This window comes from Pseudoalteromonas sp. P1-25, assembly GCF_001401805.1.
Taxonomy (GTDB): Bacteria; Pseudomonadota; Gammaproteobacteria; order Enterobacterales; family Alteromonadaceae; genus Pseudoalteromonas.
Genome location: NZ_LKDW01000042.1, coordinates 1 through 16,300, shown reverse-complemented (window position 1 = coordinate 16,300; position 16,300 = coordinate 1). Strand labels below are relative to the sequence as shown.

General features: G+C 39.2%; 17 protein-coding genes. 6 read left to right on the top strand and 11 right to left on the bottom strand.

What is annotated here, in order from left to right; translation table 11 throughout:
- Positions 1-224: 224 nt before the first annotated feature.
- Positions 225-2,042: a protein kinase domain-containing protein gene (locus AN393_RS18135; protein WP_055018821.1), complete on the top strand. Its 1,818-nt coding sequence runs from the start codon at positions 225-227 to the stop codon at positions 2,040-2,042.
- Between the two features lie 49 nt (positions 2,043-2,091).
- Here the strand turns inward: AN393_RS18135 and AN393_RS18130 are convergent, their stop codons facing one another.
- On the bottom strand, positions 2,092-2,616 hold the full coding sequence (locus AN393_RS18130; RefSeq protein ID WP_082422796.1) for a hypothetical protein: 525 nt from the start codon (positions 2,614-2,616) through the stop codon (positions 2,092-2,094).
- A gap of 23 nt (positions 2,617-2,639) precedes the next feature.
- Positions 2,640-3,629 carry a YHYH protein gene (locus AN393_RS18125; protein ID WP_055018811.1) on the bottom strand — a complete coding sequence of 330 codons (990 nt, stop codon included), beginning with the start codon at positions 3,627-3,629 and terminating at the stop codon, positions 2,640-2,642.
- 166 nt (positions 3,630-3,795) lie between these two features.
- Between AN393_RS18125 and AN393_RS18120 the strand changes: the two genes are divergently transcribed.
- Positions 3,796-4,227, top strand: coding sequence for a DUF3859 domain-containing protein (locus tag AN393_RS18120; RefSeq protein WP_055014777.1), 432 nt, complete (start codon positions 3,796-3,798; stop codon positions 4,225-4,227).
- Positions 4,228-4,482: 255 nt separating this feature from the next.
- On the opposite strand, the gene AN393_RS18115 is transcribed toward AN393_RS18120, so the two are convergent.
- The 3 genes from AN393_RS18115 to AN393_RS18105 all read right to left on the bottom strand — a co-directional run bounded on the left by AN393_RS18115 (position 4,483) and on the right by AN393_RS18105 (position 6,645).
- Positions 4,483-4,899, bottom strand: a complete 417-nt coding sequence (locus AN393_RS18115) for a VF530 family DNA-binding protein (RefSeq protein ID WP_055018810.1) — start codon at positions 4,897-4,899, stop codon at positions 4,483-4,485.
- A gap of 73 nt (positions 4,900-4,972) precedes the next feature.
- Entirely contained in the window at positions 4,973-5,962 is a 990-nt protein-coding gene (locus AN393_RS18110; RefSeq protein ID WP_055018809.1) for an MDR family oxidoreductase, read from the bottom strand.
- A 50-nt stretch (positions 5,963-6,012) separates the two neighbouring features.
- A complete protein-coding gene (locus AN393_RS18105) occupies positions 6,013-6,645 on the bottom strand; it encodes a TetR/AcrR family transcriptional regulator (RefSeq protein WP_055014780.1) in 633 nt (210 codons plus the stop codon).
- A 440-nt stretch (positions 6,646-7,085) separates the two neighbouring features.
- Between AN393_RS18105 and rmf the strand changes: the two genes are divergently transcribed.
- Entirely contained in the window at positions 7,086-7,256 is a 171-nt protein-coding gene (rmf, locus tag AN393_RS18100) for a ribosome modulation factor (protein ID WP_004586522.1), read from the top strand.
- 66 nt (positions 7,257-7,322) lie between these two features.
- Here the strand turns inward: rmf and fabA are convergent, their stop codons facing one another.
- Positions 7,323-7,838, bottom strand: a complete 516-nt coding sequence (gene fabA / locus AN393_RS18095) for a bifunctional 3-hydroxydecanoyl-ACP dehydratase/trans-2-decenoyl-ACP isomerase (protein WP_004586523.1) — start codon at positions 7,836-7,838, stop codon at positions 7,323-7,325.
- Between the two features lie 205 nt (positions 7,839-8,043).
- On the opposite strand from fabA, the gene AN393_RS18090 reads away from it, so the two are divergent.
- Genes AN393_RS18090 through AN393_RS18080 form a run of 3 tightly spaced genes read left to right on the top strand, consistent with a single transcriptional unit; the run spans position 8,044 to position 10,152 of the window.
- The gene (locus AN393_RS18090) at positions 8,044-8,901 is read left to right on the top strand and encodes a 6-carboxytetrahydropterin synthase (RefSeq protein ID WP_055018808.1); all 858 of its coding nucleotides are present in this window, start codon (positions 8,044-8,046) and stop codon (positions 8,899-8,901) included.
- Positions 8,894-9,712, top strand: coding sequence for a M23 family metallopeptidase (locus AN393_RS18085; protein WP_055018807.1), 819 nt, complete (start codon positions 8,894-8,896; stop codon positions 9,710-9,712). Before AN393_RS18090 ends, AN393_RS18085 begins: the two co-directional genes overlap by 8 nt.
- 5 nt (positions 9,713-9,717) lie before the next feature.
- On the top strand, positions 9,718-10,152 hold the full coding sequence (locus AN393_RS18080) for an acyl-CoA thioesterase (protein ID WP_055014783.1): 435 nt from the start codon (positions 9,718-9,720) through the stop codon (positions 10,150-10,152).
- Between the two features lie 295 nt (positions 10,153-10,447).
- Here the strand turns inward: AN393_RS18080 and AN393_RS18075 are convergent, their stop codons facing one another.
- The 5 genes from AN393_RS18075 to AN393_RS18055 are packed head-to-tail and all read right to left on the bottom strand — an operon-like array spanning position 10,448 to position 16,031.
- Complete coding sequence (locus tag AN393_RS18075; protein ID WP_055018806.1) at positions 10,448-11,770, bottom strand: Na+/H+ antiporter family protein; 1,323 nt, start codon at positions 11,768-11,770, stop codon at positions 10,448-10,450.
- A gap of 8 nt (positions 11,771-11,778) precedes the next feature.
- A complete protein-coding gene (locus AN393_RS18070) occupies positions 11,779-13,740 on the bottom strand; it encodes a DUF3488 and transglutaminase-like domain-containing protein (protein WP_055018805.1) in 1,962 nt (653 codons plus the stop codon).
- Positions 13,733-14,677 (bottom strand): DUF58 domain-containing protein, encoded by a 945-nt coding sequence (locus AN393_RS18065; RefSeq protein WP_055018820.1) that lies wholly within the window; start codon positions 14,675-14,677, stop codon positions 13,733-13,735. Before AN393_RS18065 ends, AN393_RS18070 begins: the two co-directional genes overlap by 8 nt.
- Positions 14,678-14,729: 52 nt before the next feature.
- Positions 14,730-15,635 (bottom strand): MoxR family ATPase, encoded by a 906-nt coding sequence (locus tag AN393_RS18060; RefSeq protein ID WP_055018804.1) that lies wholly within the window; start codon positions 15,633-15,635, stop codon positions 14,730-14,732.
- Between the two features lie 12 nt (positions 15,636-15,647).
- Positions 15,648-16,031: a response regulator gene (locus AN393_RS18055; RefSeq protein WP_029772290.1), complete on the bottom strand. Its 384-nt coding sequence runs from the start codon at positions 16,029-16,031 to the stop codon at positions 15,648-15,650.
- Between the last annotated feature and the right edge of the window lie 269 nt (positions 16,032-16,300).

The window sequence follows — 16,300 nt, the reverse complement described above, 5'->3', positions numbered from 1 at the left end:
CCTATGTATTGCTATCTATAATAAGCTGATAATTTAAATACGGCTTAGCAGGTTAATTGGATGCAGTATTTGTTAAGAAGGTGCATTAGTTGTTGTAAATGTAGTGTGTGATCTCGCCTATAAGCATAGGTAAAAAGAGCTATCGGGCTATTGTAATCTGCCTATATAACACTAATAATCATGTGGCTAACTCACTAATTAACGCAAACAACAAAGAGCCTGTATTGAAAGCCAAAGAAATTCGTAATTTTTATATAAACGAAGAGCAGTCTATTTATTTGCTCTCTCACAGGGATGCAAAAAAACATCGTCAATGGCTTAATATTTGTATTAAGCAATTGACCGCACTTGGCTATAAAAATGTTGAGATGATTGGCTCAGGCGCGTTTGGGTTTGTATTTGCTGGTACTGACGAAAATAATTTACCTTGGGTGTTTAAGTTCTCGCGTATTACGCTTGCCCAAAGTGTGCGCGACCGCCTAGAAGACGAAGCGTATATGCTCTCGCAAATTAATAACCCGCTCGTGCCAACCTTTTATGCGTTTGAGCGTATAAAAAAGCAAGGCATTTTAATGATGGCCCGCGCCATTGGTGAAGACCTTGAAAAAGTATCGCTAAAAAAAGGGCGTTTTAGTGCCCACCAAATTATGCAATTAGCGGTGCGGCTGCGTAATGTGTTAATTGATCTTCGTAACCATAAAAATGGTTTAACCCCTCAACCTATAGTACATGGCGATATAAAACCTTCCAACTTGGTATGGGATGAGCAAAGCGATGCGCTGTCTTTAGTTGATTGGGGAAGCTCTGTTTACGCACAGGTTGATAGTAATGGCGAGCCTATAGCCAGTAATTTTATGGATTTAATGTCGGGCGATTTAAGCACTACTAATGCCAGAATGGGCGATGTGTATTTTATAGGAGATGCGCAAATGTCGGGTGAGCAGTCATCCCCGCGCTTTGACGAGCAAGGTGTTGCCTCAACGTTATATGCACTTGCCTCTGCTCAATCATGTCGTTTTGGTGCGCAGGCCATTCCTGCAAGCTCGCTTGGTTTACCCAAAGAGCTGGCTAATGTAATTGATGGCATGCTTTCTAAAAATAAAACCATACGTGATGGTGCAGGCGATTACTTTATGCGTAACATTACCAAAATGGCTAAGGCTTATCTGCCTGAGCTTAAAAAAGAGCAGCCGCGTCCTGCTATCCCGTATTGGTTTGGCAAAGGCGATAAGCCTGACACCGTAGTATATAGCTCACGCAAACAGTTTTTACGCCAGGCCGATCATAATCAGCAACTGCTTGATGTTAACGATGCGCAACTAGACCGCTATTATAAAGAGTTTTTGTTTGATACTGGGGATACCGAAAAAGCCTTTTTGGCTTCTATTAGCCGCTTAGCTAAATACCCAGTTGTGGGTGGATTGAGTTTTCATTGGAAAGATGAGTCGTTGTTTGTTGAGTCATCGCTTATTGTGCATGATGAAAGTTTAAAAGCAGCCTTTACCGATGCTATTAACAATACCGTGATGCTGGCTCAAGCAATTAATCAAAAAGGGCTATTTAAATGTTGTTTATTTGATGCGCGTAAAACGATTCAATTAGAGCGAGATGGAACAGGGGCGTTTAAGTTTGATAATCTTCCTGAGCTTGATTATGAAGTTGTCAGTATGAAAGCCAATGAAATTGCACGGCCACATTCTTATTTTGAAGACGGTAAAGACCCTGATGAGCAGCTGCAATTGCCTAAAAAGGTAATTAAATGCGTGTTTGAGTTAAACCAAATTCATCATACGGGGTGTATTATTTTTGAAGCCTTGCCTGATAGAATGAAAATACATCATTATTATCGCTTACTCGATGAAAGCAAAGAAGCAGAGTTTAAACGGTTACTTAATAAATTAATGCAGTATGCTGTGAATATTACTGATGTGGGGGTAGCAGGATTTATGAAGCTTCCTTATAAAAACACCCGCGAATTTTCGCTTTGCGAAAAACAACCAGAGAATTTTTTTCCTAAAAATCCTAAATTATTAGCCCAGTAAAAAAGGGCAGCTTAATAGTAAGTCTGCCTTTGGCTACTTAATTGTTAGTTTAAAACACTGTGCTAAAGGGCGTACGCGGTGTTAAAGCAAACTGATGAGTCATTTTTTGTTGCTTGTTAGTGGCGGTAATGTGGTATTTATTTAAATCAGAACTTTGACTAAATAACCTAACGTTTAATTTCAGCTGCTTAGTTATAACTGGCACTGTATAGCGGCCTGTAATCGTTATGTGCTCAATATTATTAGCATCATCATGCGACACTTCAGGATTTAATAATAAGCCCTCTAATGTAAACTTATAATGGTGATCGTTTAAATAAACCCCTCGCTTTATAGTTTTGCTTATTTGCTTTTTATGGGCGTTAAATTCATCTATAGAGACTTTTTTGTTCAAATCGTCATCAAGGTCATTAAATGCTGAAATAGGAAGCGAGAGAACTATAAAGGCATGATTATCAATCACGTTTAATGTTCCGTGTTGAGCCACCATTAAATGTGCATAAGCAACTGGAGCTATAACCATGTTAGCTACTAATATAAGCGCAACCAGTGCTTTTTTTTGTATATTCATCATACTCACTTTGCCTATAGTCTAATTTACAGTTCGCCTTTCACACAGCGCTGAAAAAACGGGTAAGTATCGGTTGCGTAGTAATGGTATATGCCTTGAGGGAATTCAGGGGTAACACCAAAGCGCCCGTTACACTCATCTAAATCGCCAGAGCCAGCTACATACTCCCAATCTTGTGCAAAAGTACCCAGAGGATAAATTTCGATAGAAGGGCGGTTATCGCTTACTGTACTAATATGCTGGTAGCTACCTGTCATCACTTTAAGCGGCGAACTGGCATCATCAGCGGTGCTATAGCCATAACGCGCATAAATAGGAAACCCGTCAGCCGCCCATGCAATTAAAGTCATTGTTGAGCTGTTGCCGCCTCTAAGGGTAACAAATCCCTCTGGCATGCCATGGTAATGATAGGTGCCATCGGGCTGGACATGTGCGTTGTTATCGTCTGTACCAAAACTAAAAGTATCTTGGCTTAGAGCTTCAATACTCCAGTTGCCACTGTTATCGCCAAGCGAGCAGTTATCGCCAGAATCATCGCAGCTGCCGCCTGTACCAGCATCAATTTTAACGCCATTTAGTACTATGCCTAATACGCCACGAGGGCCGCCCATTAAGGTTTTGGTATCGCTTTGTATAGGCGTTAGCGTAAAGCTTTCACTCACAGTTTGTTCAGAAATGGTGTTTGGATTATCGGGGTTAGGGAACGTGCCTACATCATGATCTGGAATGCCATTAGCGACTACATCGCGTGTTGTCCCTGTGCATGCCCAATCAGCAGAGCTGGTGGTTTGCACTGATGTAGAGTCGTTGTATTCATTGTAACTGTAATCACATAGCACTTGTTCGGTAGAGCTGCTACCTGTTGCTGTTGTACTGTTACTGCTTGAAGGTGTACTTTCATCGGTAGCGGTTGTTATGCTTTGCTCATCACTACCGCATGCAACAATAGAGCAAATTGCTGCGCTTAATAACGAAATTTTTAATAGTTTAATTTTATTAAGTAGTGAGTGATTCATTGTACACAGCCAATTAAGTACTAATTGACGCTATTTTTAATCTTAAATGTGCAAGCAATGTGCAAAAATACAACAACATTGAGTATGTATGTTAATGGATGATTTTACTTAAGATGTAAGTATTATAAAATCAGTGTTTTAACAGCCCAAAATAAAGAATGGTGTAATGGCAAAATCAAAACCTGAGGTGTCAATTCAAAGCTTCGGCATTTATTCTACATGGGATAGTAAAAGTAAGACGCTGCCACAAATTGAGCAATTTACAACCAATGTTATTGCTAAGCTTGATGTTGAATTTGGTTTAATAATTAATATCAAAAAAGCCAAAGGGGAAAAACTCCACTTTTGTATTTATCACCCTGATATACCAGACAACAATGGTGAAATAATGCCGCCCTTTGCAGGCGTTGAATACATTAAAGAGAATGACTGGCAGTTTTATTTAGGGGATACGCTGTGGGAGCCTATTGAAAATAAATTAGGTGATTGGCGGATGACACTTACCCTTAACAATAAAATTATTGCTGATAAAACATTTAAAGTTGCGCTTGAAGAGCAAGGCTCAGTTAATGACTTTTGGCGCAAACGCGGTTACTAAGCCCTTATATTGCAGCGCTAAAAAAAGCCAATATACATTGGCTTTAAAAATATAACTTAACCAGAACTCTGGTTTAGAGATACACCAACATAATTTATCATGATGATCTTTAAGCTTAATTCTCTAGCCAGCGGTTTTCGGTGAAAACAAGGCGAATTTACGCGTCAATAGCTAGCCTATTGCAAGTAAATTCAACGCTGTTAGCGCTGAAAATAGCTGCTAGAGATAGATTTATTATCTAGAGTTGAGGTTAACTTAGTTACCCCACGGGTTACTAGCGCTTGAGCGTTGCTTTCGTTCTCTGGCGCGTTGTTTAGTGGCCTTTTTTTCCATAATTCGCTTTGCATCACTAAAGCTTAGTTCGCACGGCTCCCCCGGTTTATGATCCGCAGGAATAACTCTATCTCGTGGCGGTAATTGGTATTGTACATCGTCGGGCTTAGGCAAGTTTTTAAGACGGTATAGGTAAAAGTTATCTACCTTTTCTTGTGCCCATTGTGTTTTACGTAAAAATTTAACCGCCGATTTTATATCTGGATTGTTTTTAAAACAGTTTAATTGCAAATAAGCGTGCAGTAGCTCCCACCCATATTGCTCAACCAGTTCTTCAACCACTTGCTCTAATTTTACGCCTTGCAGTGGGTTATTACTGTAAAGATCTTGGTTGCTCATAGGTGTTGCCTCATTAATAAAAATACAAATGTCATTATAAATTTAATAACGAGGCTTTAATAGATAAAATTGCTTAACTTTGGCAATTAACAACGACACGGCCGCGAATTTTACCGTCCATAAGCTGCTCGGCATTTTCAATGACTTGCTCAAGTGTAATTTCGGTCGAGATTTTATCAAGGTAATCTGCTTTTACTAAGCTTGCTAGTCTGTCCCATGCTTCGATTCTGTCTTTTTTAGGGCGCATAACACTGTCTATCCCAATTAATGACACACCACGCAAAATAAAGGGCGCTACTGAGGCGGGTAAATCCATCCCTTGGGCTAAACCACAGGCAGTAACTACCCCTCCATATTTAAGTGATGCACAAATATTGGCAAGCGTATGGCTGCCTACCGAATCTATAGCGCCAGCAAAACGTTCTTTTTGAAGTGGCTTACCTGGGATTGAAAGCTCATCGCGGCTAATAATTTGTGATGCACCCAGCTCCTTTAAGTAATCGCTTTGTTCCATTCTCCCTGTTGCAGCGGTTACGTTATAGCCCAGCTGATTTAATAAATAAATGGCAAAGCTGCCAACACCACCGTTTGCGCCGGTCACTAATATTTCACCATCACTTGGTGTAATACCTTGTTTTTCAAGGGCAATAACACTGAGCATTGCTGTGTAACCCGCAGTGCCAATTTGCATTGCTTGTTTTGGCGAAAGCGCTGCAGGGAGGGGGATTAACCAGTCACTATTAAGCGATGCCTTTTGTGCAAGGCCGCCCCAGTGTTTTTCGCCTACACCAAAGCCATTTAAAATTACATTATCGCCAACACTAAATTCATCCGTACTTGTTCCACTTACTGTACCCACCAAATCGATGCCGGGCACCATAGGAAAGCTACGCACGACAGGGCCTTTACCTGTAATGGCTAGCCCATCTTTGTAATTGAGCGTGCTATAAAGTACATCAAGTTGCACGTTTTGATCTGGTAGGTCACCTTGCTGCACTTCACTAAGCGCGGCAGCGTAGTTTTCGTCTTTCGTAATTACAATAGCTTTAATTGGGTTACTCATAACATATCCTTTTAGACCGATCGGTTTTTAATGGTTAAATAAAATGCGCATTAGGTGAGTAATGCGCGTAAAAACATTTCTGTATACAGCGTAAGGGGCTTGCTTGATTGGGTTAATTTAGCGCGCATAACAGCGCCTTCCCAGCCAATCCAAAAATATTCACTCATAAGCTTTGTATTAACAGATTTAGCAAGTGTGCCTTGTTGTTGTGCTTCATTTAAACACTGCTCAACTTGCTGCTGCCATGCTACATAGCTTTGTAATAAGCGGGTTTTAAACTCATCACTTAAATGGTTGAGCTCTTGATTTAAGTTTCCGACTAAACAACCGCGTTTGTACTGATATTTTTGCATGCCCATTATGGCACTTTGCGTAAAGTGTATTAAACGTTCAAGCGGCGGGGTGCTGCTATCGGTTAAGTATTTTTTAAGCTTAGTGATAAAGTATTCATCGTAGGCATTTACTAAAGCAATACCAAACGCCTCTTTACTTTTAAAGTAATGATAAAACGAGCCTTTAGGCACACCGGCTTTTTTTAAAATGGTATCAAGGCCAGTTGCGCTAAAACCAAATTCAGTTAAGGTTTCTAGGCCAACCCTAATAAGGTGCGCTTTCGTATCAGCGTTTTCGCGAGGTGTTTTAGGGGGCCTTCCACGCCGTGCAGGTGCCTGAGCTGTATTCATTATTAGTAACCCCTAATTAGTCTTTTTTGTGTTAACCCATATTAGACCGATCGACTTTAATTAATCAAGCACTAATACCAGTTGTTCAAAAATAAATCATTTAAACTGTTTTTTATTCAAAATTAAGAGTGCAATAAAATTGTCATGATTACATTATTGTAGGGAACTAAGCCAAAAATGGTGTGTCCGACATTAAGCACATACGTGCATTTAAGCGGTTAGATAGCCGTATTGTAAATTAAATAAGCAGTAAGAAATTAAGTGGTGTGACCACTGTGTTTTTATAAATGTTAAATTATTTTTGCATCAGCAGGTTAGTTAATGTCAAACAAATTAATTAATTTTGCTATTTGAATTTAACATTTTTATTAACTATTCATTAAATGTAGATTTCACTAATGCTACAAAATTTATAATTAAAAAAGGTGAGGATATTACCGATGAAGAGACAAAAAAGAGATCGTTTAGAAAGAGCTCATTCTCAAGGTTTTAAAGCAGGTTTGGCTGGGCGCTCTAAAGAGCTATGCCCTTATCAGCAAATCGATCCTAAGTCTGAATGGTTAGGCGGTTGGCGTGAAGCAATTGAAAACCGAAACATGTATAAAACCTAATTCATCACAAAAGAATTAACGTAAAAAGGCCTCTATATAGAGGCCTTTTTGCATAAATATATAATATTAAAATGCGCTCGTATCTTGAAATAAGCCCACTTTTAGATCTTTTGCTTCGTAAATAACGCGGCCGTCTACTTCAACTGTGCCATCAGCCATGCCCATAAATAATTTACGCTTGATTACACGTTTCATATCAAGGCGGTACGTTACTTTTTTAGCTGTAGGTAAAATTTGGCCGGTAAATTTAACTTCACCTACACCAAGCGCGCGGCCTAAACCAGGGCCACCAGACCAGCCTAAGAAAAAGCCAACCAGTTGCCACATAGCATCTAGGCCTAAGCAGCCTGGCATAACTGGGTCGCCTTTAAAGTGGCAGTCAAAAAACCAAAGGCTTGGGTCAATATCAAGCTCAGCTACAATTTGGCCTTTACCGTGCTCGCCGCCATCAGCAGTGATTGAAGTAATACGGTCCATCATTAACATGTTGTCGCTTGGTAAACGGCAGTTACCTTCACCAAACATTTCACCTTGACCACATAGGATCAAATCTTCTTTTGTATAGCTATTTTTAGGTTCCATAACACTTATCTTCGCTTAGAAATTGCCAAGTACTTTAGCGTACGCTTGTACGCCAAACAACTCGGAGCAGTTGAAAAAAGACACTTTTTTGCGTGATTTATCGCCAATCAGTAGTGGCGACGGCTTTTTAGACTATAAAACCGCGCAATTACAATCAGAAATCATTATAATTACCCCTGACTTATAACCAGTTTAAAGGAAGTTTATGATCCTTTTTGTTAACTCACTAACAGTGATTGATTTTTCTTACTTATGTAACAAACGCGGCGCCGTTGGCGAGAGCTGGATTGTTGACTTAACGTTGCATGGCAAGCTAAACGAAGAGTCTATGGTGTTAGACTTTGGCTTAGTTAAAAAGCAAATTAAAGGCATAATTGACGATTGTTTAGACCACAAACTAGCCATTGCTAAAGGTTTAAATGGCACGGTACAAGAATTTGATACTTACAAAACGCTCGATTGTACATTTGGTGATAACCACCATTTAGCTATGAGTGCTCCGCATCAAGCTTATTGCATGATAGATGCGCCAGAAATTAGTGTTGAATCAGTCACTGAATTTTTAATCGACACTATTTTACCTAAACTACCAAGTAATATTGAAAAAATTGAATTGTCGCTAAAACCAGAGCACAGCCAAAGCTTTTATTATCACTACAGTCATGGCCTTAAAAAGCATGATGGTAACTGTCAGCGCATTATTCATGGCCATCGCTCGCAAATAGGTATTAGTTTAGATGGTATGTCTATGCCTCGCTTACAAAAGCAATGGGCTGAAAAATGGCAAGATATTTACTTAGCCACACGTGAAGACCAAATCGCTGCAAGCGAACTTAAACACATTAGTGCTAAAGGCGATGATGTGTGTTTTGCTTACACCGCAGCGCAAGGCTATTTTGAAATGGCTATTAGTGAATCTCGTTGTGACATTTTACCCGTAGATACAACGGTAGAATGTATTGCTCAGCACCTAGCAGAGCAAGTAAAGGCAGAATACCCAGACAAAGACGTAAAAATTACCGCTTATGAAGGTGTAGGAAAGGGATCAATTAGTTATGCTTAAAACTCTTTTAGCAACAGCGCTTGTAACCACAACTTGCTTTAGTGCATTAGCGCTTGAGCTAAAAGGGCACCTCACTCAAGGCGGCTTAGTGACAGGCAAGCTTGAAAATGTAAAAACCGTGTCGTTAGATGGTAAAACATTAAAGTTAACTCAAAATGGGGATTTTGTATTCGGTTTTGGTCGCGATGCTGAATCAAAGCACACTCTTGAGTGGGTAGATAGAAACGGTAAAACACACACGCAAGATTTAATGATCACTAAACGTGATTATAAAATTGATAAAATTACCGGTGTGGCAAAAAAATATGTGTCGCCCCCTAAAGAAGTAAGCGCACGTATTAGCCGTGAAGCGCAAGCAATACGTAAAGCGCGCGCTGTTAACTCTGATTTACAATATTTTTTAGATCCTGTACTTAAGCCTGCTCAGGGTCGTATATCGGGTGTTTATGGTAGTCAGCGCTATTTTAATGGCGAACCACGACGCCCACATTTTGGTTTAGACATTGCTAATAAAACCGGTTCACCTGTATATGCGCCTATTAGCGGCACCGTTGTGTTTGCTGATCCCGACTTATATTACTCAGGTGGCACACTTATTATAGACCATGGGCATGGCGTTACTTCAACCTATATACATTTAAGTAAGTTGGACGTAAAAGTAGGCGATACTATCACTCAAGGCGATAAGGTTGCTGAAATAGGTGCAACAGGGCGTGTAACAGGCCCACACCTAGATTGGCGTTTTAACTGGGAAGGCGAGCGCCTAGACCCAGCATTATTGATGCAAGATAAACTTGCTAATAAAAAGTAGAGACTATGACAGAAACAAACCGTGATGCAATTATTGCAAAGCGTATTAAAGACTCAACCACCTCGGTTACTAAAACTGTGTTTCCTGGGCGTACTAACCATCACAATACATTATTTGGTGGGGATGCTTTAGCATGGATGGACGAAGTAGCTTTTATTGCTGCTACTCGTTTTTGCCGTAAGCCCTTAGTGACTATTTCATCAGATAGGGTTGATTTTAAAGAAGCAATTCCAGTAGGTTCTTTTGCTGAACTTATTGCTAAAGTTGTTCACGTGGGTAATACCTCTTTAAAGGTAGATGTGGATATATGCATTGAAACTATGCATAAAGATGATAAACACTCTGCTATTTCAGGTAGTTTTACATTTGTAGCCGTTGACGATGACCACAGACCCACACCGGTTGTGTGCGATAAAATGATTTATGGCTTTGATAAGTAGAGCATCGGATAATATACCAATCTCTAAAAGCTATTTTCAGCGTTAACTGTGTTGAATTTACCTACAAGAAACAAGCTATAGATGCGTAAATTCGCAATTAAATAAGCACCTAATTAAGGTGCTTATTTAATTGCAGTAAAAGAACACATCATACTAAATTCAATGTATAACCAATCATAGCAACTATAAAAATATATAAATTTAATATTCACAATAGAGAGGGGGATATAAAAAAGGCATGAAATACATGCCTTAAAAATAATGAACTATCCAACAAACCATAAGTGCAAAAGTATTAAAGCACCATAGCCGCAATCCAACCAAATATAAGTAGAGGAATATTAAAATGTATAAAGGTTGGGATTACAGAGTCTCGTATATGGTCATGTTGGCCATCGGCATTTAAACCCGAGGTTGGCCCAAGTGTAGAGTCAGAGGCAGGGGAGCCCGCATCACCTAATGCACCGGCTGTTCCTACTAAAGCTGCGGTTGCCATAACTGAGAAACCTAAATCTAAACACAAAGGCACAAATAAGGTAGCAATAATGGGCACTGTAGAAAACGAACTACCAATCCCCATTGTTATCAATAATCCCACTAACAAAATAGCTGCTGCAGCAAGGGGCTTATTGCCATCAAATAACGCAGCGCCACTGTGTACTAAACTTGCTACATCACCAGTTGCTTTCATTACTGAAGCAAATCCTTGGGCCGAAATCATAATAAAACCAATCATCGCCATCATGGCGACTCCTTTACTAAATACGTCGCCGTTTTCTTCCCACTTAACAACGCCAAATACACTAAATATCATTACACCTACAAGGCCGCCCAATATCATTGAGCCACTTAGGTTTTGTGCAACTAACGATGAAATCACAGCAAATAAACCGACTATCATCACTTTTTTTGGTTTTTCAATGTCGGTAGCTTTACTTTGTGTTGTTAACGGTTGCGCATTGTAGTCACGGCGCTTAACGTAACTTATAAACACCGCAATAATTAAACCAATTAACATACCACAGGCAGGAATAATCATTGCCATAGGCACTTGTGTGTTTACAATTTCTAGGCCGTTATCAACTAAGTTTTTATGCAAAATAGAATATAAGTAAATGCCACCAAATCCATAAGGCAATACCATGTAAGAGGTAGCTAAACCAAACGTTAATATACAGGCAATGGCACGGCGGTCCAGGCGTAGTTGATTAAACACAACGAGTAAAGGGGGTATTAAAATAGGGATAAAGGCAATGTGCACAGGCACTAGATTTTGAGAAGAAACAGCAAAGCCTAATATAATTAATAAAATAAAATAGCTTAAAAAGGTTTCGCTACCTGCACCTTGTGCATTCACTTTGTTTAATAGCTTTTCGGCAAGGATACGGGTTAATCCCGATTTTGAAATAGCCACTGCAAAGGCGCCTAACATTGCGTAACTTAAAGCAATTTCAGCGCCGGCAGATAGGCCAGAATTAAATGCATCAACACTTTCTTTTATCCCTAAACCCGCTGTTAAACCGGCTACAAGTGCACTAATTATCATAGCTACAATGACATTTACACGGGCTAAGGAGAGCCCAAGCATTAAAATAACGCCTATAACAACCGCATTCATAGTTTTCTCTATTTTGAAGATTTAATTAATTTTATCAGATCTTTAGCCTGATTTTTACGTTCTTTAGTAAAAGGTTTTTTAGCATATCGCACTTGATTAAATAAATAGCTAAATTCGATTAAAGGTGCGGCCGCCACAGGGCTTTGCTCTGCAAAGTATATTAGCTGCTGATTAGGAGAATAGTGACTAGGCGCCGTTATGTTGTTTTTATTTGCCCAGAGCTTAATGGCTTCAAATTCTGCAACTAACGGCGGGCGCTTACTTTTGTTGCGTGGCCAATTTAAATAAATAAAATAAGCAGCAAAGCTAAAAGCAAGCCCTAAAATAACTGCTAAAGGTACCAACCAAAGGTGTTTACTACCAAAAAGTGATTTTAAAAAGTTACTTTGTTTTTCTTCGTCAAAACCAAGTACCCAGCTAGTCCATTGGTAATCAAGGGTTTCTAGTTTTAGCCTTAACCAATTAACGGCTGCAAAGTTACTTAAGCTCACTAAGCCAAAATCAAGATTACTTTTAAATTCGTCATTTAGTTCTTCGTTTTGCGAAAGTGAACCATTTAAACGCTCGGGAGCAACCACCGCTGTGGCATCGAAAATTTGCCACTGATTATTAATATACACTTCAACCCAGGCGTGGGCATCGTATTGGCGAACCGATAAATAATTATTTGATTGATTTTTTTCACCACCTAAATAACCGCTGGCCAAGCGTGCGGGAATACCGGCGCTTCTAAAAATATACGCTGCTGCACTGGCGTAATGGCCGCAAAACCCGCGCTTTTTATCAAATAAAAATTGATCAATAGTGCTGTCACCGGTCATTGGCTCAGGGGTTAACGTGTAGCTAAATTCTTGTTTAGCAAAGTAGCTAAGCAATGCATTATAAAAGTCACTTTGCGAGGTTGTTGATTGTTTAAGTGTGGCTGCAAGCTTGGCTGCTTGTTGGTTTGTTTGGTTATTTAAGCGTGTGTAATAAGCGGTTTGCCAATTTGAAAGTTGCTCACTACTCAGTGCTGCACTTGATACCTGATACTGCAAGCTTTTAGCTTGATATTGCTTTTTTCGTAACAGCCCTAATGCATTACTTTCAACATTTTTATTATTACTGGTTGCGTAATTAAGCCCATATAGCCACTTTTGATTAGCAGGCTCGGCAATAATAGTGTAGGTATTTTGTACCAATATTTGTTCATTGTGATCCGCGCTTTGATTATTATATTTTAATAAATCAGATGTTTTCCACGCTTTACCATCAAAGGTGTCGTGCACAAGTGCGCGCCAATAATAAGGCGAGGCAGGCGTTTTATTATCAAAGCGGGCTCTAAAAACCAGTTCATCAGAATTAGACAACTTTGCAATGTCAAACGGGTCTACCTGTTCAGAGAGGCCTGTTTTAGCAAGCTTTGGCCCAGGTAATTGCCAAAAAGCGGGCATTTTAGGTAAAAACAACAACAAAAATATAGCTAAGGGCAAAGCAATAAATAACAGCTTAGCACTTAGTTTAGAGGCTAATTTTAAACTATGAGAAGATTCGATTAAGCTCAATACCGTAAAGTTGAGTAAAAATAGGGCGCTCATAGTTAAGGTGGTTATTATGCTTTGGTTAAACAAATACGCCGATGAAATAGAAAAAAACGTAAGTGTAACAATAATATGGTAATGCTTTTTCGTTTTAGCCTGCAGTAGTTTAAAAATACTAGAGAGCAATAACATAGCAACAAACAATATTACTGTATCGCCTATACCTAGGGTGTAAATCATTAATATTAAAGCTAATCCAGCCAAAATATTTGCAAGCCACGCGTTAGGTTTAGGGGTGTTAGTCAGTGTTAAGTACACGTTCCACAGGCATAACAACGATAAAACCCCAATAAATAGTATGGGCATATGCGATAAATAAAACGCAAACAAACAGGCATAGATAAAGCTCATTGCTAAATTTATTGCCCGGTAATTTAATAGCTCAGCCATTAATTGCTCCGCCGTATTCGCTCAGAAGTGCTAAACATTGTGATTTGTCGTGCGTGTCATTGGTTGCTTTGTAACTTGCTGAGGGCAAAATGAGAGTAAACGGTGTGTTGTTTTCGCATGCATTGCACACTAAAAAGCAAAGCTGACTCAAGCGTTGCTCGGTATTACCCGTTAACTGGTTAAAATCAAAAACAATATCGGACTTTTTATAATCACTAAATTCTTTTACGAGTAACTGTTGTGATTTAGCGTAATGCTTCCATGAAATTCGCTGCAGTCCCATTTCTGGTAAATGCGTAATTAGCTCATCAAACTCTTCGCTGCCGCTCTCTTTAATACTGCCTGTTTGCGTTGTATGTTCAAACGTATTGTTGTAAGTGTCGTTTAATACATGCTCTGGCGCAGGGTAAACGTAAACAGAGTCATTAGGTTGTATATAACTCCACACGCTTACCAGCCCAAATGGGTAATTACTATGTATTTTAAAACGCTTGAGGGGATATTTACCGCGGGTATTATAGGGTAGGTTAATAATTAACGAGCTGTCATTGGGCGTAACTTGCGCTAAGTGCTTTGCGTATTTTGAATCACTTGAGTAGCTAAGCGATACTGATTGCGTAAGTGTTGGGGCTTTTAAAATAAATTTAACCGATCCTTTATTTGGTGAGAAGCTGGCAACGCTTTTTATATATTCAACCTTTAGCCCTTTGGCATTTGTATAACCAAGCAGTACGGCAATAATCATCACCACAAACATTAAATAAGCCATCACCAAAATTAAGTTATTTTGATAATTAATCCCCATAACAAAATTTAAAATAGCGACAATAATAAAGTAAAAGCCGAGCTGCGAGGGCAACACATAAATATTGTTATGAGCCAGCGTAATGGATTGCTTTGAATGCTTGTTTTTAAGTAGTTTATTAAGTAAACGCATTTTTAATGCGCCTAATATACTGACCTTTTTAGCTTTTTTTTTAAATAACACGTTAAACTGGCACAGCTACAGTTTTTAAAATTTCGTTTACTTGCGCTTCGCCCGATTCGTTATGCAGACCTAATCGGTGCTGACACACGCTTGCAAATACAGCTTGTACATCGTCAGGGGTGACAAAATCACGCCCTTCAATAAATGCCCACGACTTAGCCGCTTTGGCAAGCGCCATACTTGCACGAGGAGACAGCGAGCCTGCAAATGCGGCGCTTTGACGAGTATGCGTTACTAATTCAATAATGTAGTCGAGCACAGGGCTACTTATCACAATTTGATTAATTATGGTTTGAATTTGCTGTAGCTGCTTAGCGTCTATTCTTTGCGGTAATTGGCTGTAGTCTCGCGGTTTAATGTTTAAAATAAGGTGTTTTTCAGCCTCTTTAGGAGGGAAACCTAAACTTATGCGCATTAAAAATCGATCTAACTGCGATTCAGGAAGTGGGTAAGTACCCGATTGATAAAGCGGGTTTTGCGTGGCAATTACAAAAAAAGGATTTGGTAATGTGTACTTACTGCCATCTACTGTAACTTGCTGCTCTTCCATTGCCTCAAGTAATGCACTTTGCGTTTTAGGGCCCGCGCGGTTTATTTCATCTGCTAATACAACTTGGCTAAAAATTGGCCCTTTATGAAAAGTAAAGGTGTGCTCATTAGCGTTAAATACATTGGTTCCTAAAATATCGGCAGGTAAAAGATCGCTAGTAAATTGTATACGCTGATACGACAGCCCTAGCACAGCAGCAAGTGCATGTGAGAGCGTAGTTTTACCCATACCTGGTAAATCTTCTATCAGTAAATGCCCTTCACTGAATAAGCAGGTGAGTGCTAGTTTTATTTGTTGTTTTTTTCCAAAAATAACACTCGATAAATCGTCGATAATTGCCGAAACAGTGTTTTGCATACTGACCTTATTTTATTCGCTTAGTTCGAGGCGCTTCATAACAGAATTAACTTTTTTAGCGTTAAAAGGTTTTTCTATAAAGCCTTTGGCACCTAATTCCCATGTGTTTTGCACGTTTTCAAGGGTGTTATGACCCGAGCACATAACAACGTGCGCGTGGGGGTAACTATCATTAATGTGTTCTAGAATATCAGAGCTTTCAGAGTCAGGTAAGTCTACATCCAAAAATATGACATTGGGTGATTTTTTATCAAGAAGGGGTTTAGCAGAAAGGTAATCGTTGCTTTCTAAAATATCTTCAAAGCCTAGCTCCGTTAATATTTGGTTTAGGTAGTCACGTATTTCCTTAACGTCATCAATAATAAGTATAGGCTCAAGCGGGCGCACAAATTCCATATGTTAATTACTTCTATTTATAATACATCTAAAGTAATTTAATTTTATGCTAAGCACTGTATAAGCTCAAGAAAGTAAATCAAAAAACAATCAATTAGCGCTTTAGTGCGCCTAAATCTGCCACATTCATTAAACACCCAAACCATTAAATTGGTTAACAATACCAATCCGCAATAATATTTAATCATTTTCAGGGGCTAAACGTGTCGCTATCTGCGTTAAAAAATTCTCATTTACGACTGCATGGATGCAGAAGGTAGAGCAATGCA

Excerpts from the sequence above, each read along its gene's own strand:
- AN393_RS18130 (WP_082422796.1), bottom strand. The coding sequence starts at position 2,616 with ATGATGAATATACAAAAAAAAGCACTGGTTGCGCTTATATTAGTAGCT.
- AN393_RS18125 (WP_055018811.1), bottom strand. The coding sequence starts at position 3,629 with ATGAATCACTCACTACTTAATAAAATTAAACTATTAAAAATTTCGTTA.
- AN393_RS18120 (WP_055014777.1), top strand. The coding sequence starts at position 3,796 with ATGGCAAAATCAAAACCTGAGGTGTCAATTCAAAGCTTCGGCATTTAT.
- AN393_RS18115 (WP_055018810.1), bottom strand. The coding sequence starts at position 4,899 with ATGAGCAACCAAGATCTTTACAGTAATAACCCACTGCAAGGCGTAAAA.
- AN393_RS18110 (WP_055018809.1), bottom strand. The coding sequence starts at position 5,962 with ATGAGTAACCCAATTAAAGCTATTGTAATTACGAAAGACGAAAACTAC.
- AN393_RS18105 (WP_055014780.1), bottom strand. The coding sequence starts at position 6,645 with ATGAATACAGCTCAGGCACCTGCACGGCGTGGAAGGCCCCCTAAAACA.
- rmf (WP_004586522.1), top strand. The coding sequence starts at position 7,086 with ATGAAGAGACAAAAAAGAGATCGTTTAGAAAGAGCTCATTCTCAAGGT.
- fabA (WP_004586523.1), bottom strand. The coding sequence starts at position 7,838 with ATGGAACCTAAAAATAGCTATACAAAAGAAGATTTGATCCTATGTGGT.
- AN393_RS18090 (WP_055018808.1), top strand. The coding sequence starts at position 8,044 with ATGATCCTTTTTGTTAACTCACTAACAGTGATTGATTTTTCTTACTTA.
- AN393_RS18085 (WP_055018807.1), top strand. The coding sequence starts at position 8,894 with ATGCTTAAAACTCTTTTAGCAACAGCGCTTGTAACCACAACTTGCTTT.
- AN393_RS18080 (WP_055014783.1), top strand. The coding sequence starts at position 9,718 with ATGACAGAAACAAACCGTGATGCAATTATTGCAAAGCGTATTAAAGAC.
- AN393_RS18075 (WP_055018806.1), bottom strand. The coding sequence starts at position 11,770 with ATGAATGCGGTTGTTATAGGCGTTATTTTAATGCTTGGGCTCTCCTTA.
- AN393_RS18070 (WP_055018805.1), bottom strand. The coding sequence starts at position 13,740 with ATGGCTGAGCTATTAAATTACCGGGCAATAAATTTAGCAATGAGCTTT.
- AN393_RS18065 (WP_055018820.1), bottom strand. The coding sequence starts at position 14,677 with ATGCGTTTACTTAATAAACTACTTAAAAACAAGCATTCAAAGCAATCC.
- AN393_RS18060 (WP_055018804.1), bottom strand. The coding sequence starts at position 15,635 with ATGCAAAACACTGTTTCGGCAATTATCGACGATTTATCGAGTGTTATT.
- AN393_RS18055 (WP_029772290.1), bottom strand. The coding sequence starts at position 16,031 with ATGGAATTTGTGCGCCCGCTTGAGCCTATACTTATTATTGATGACGTT.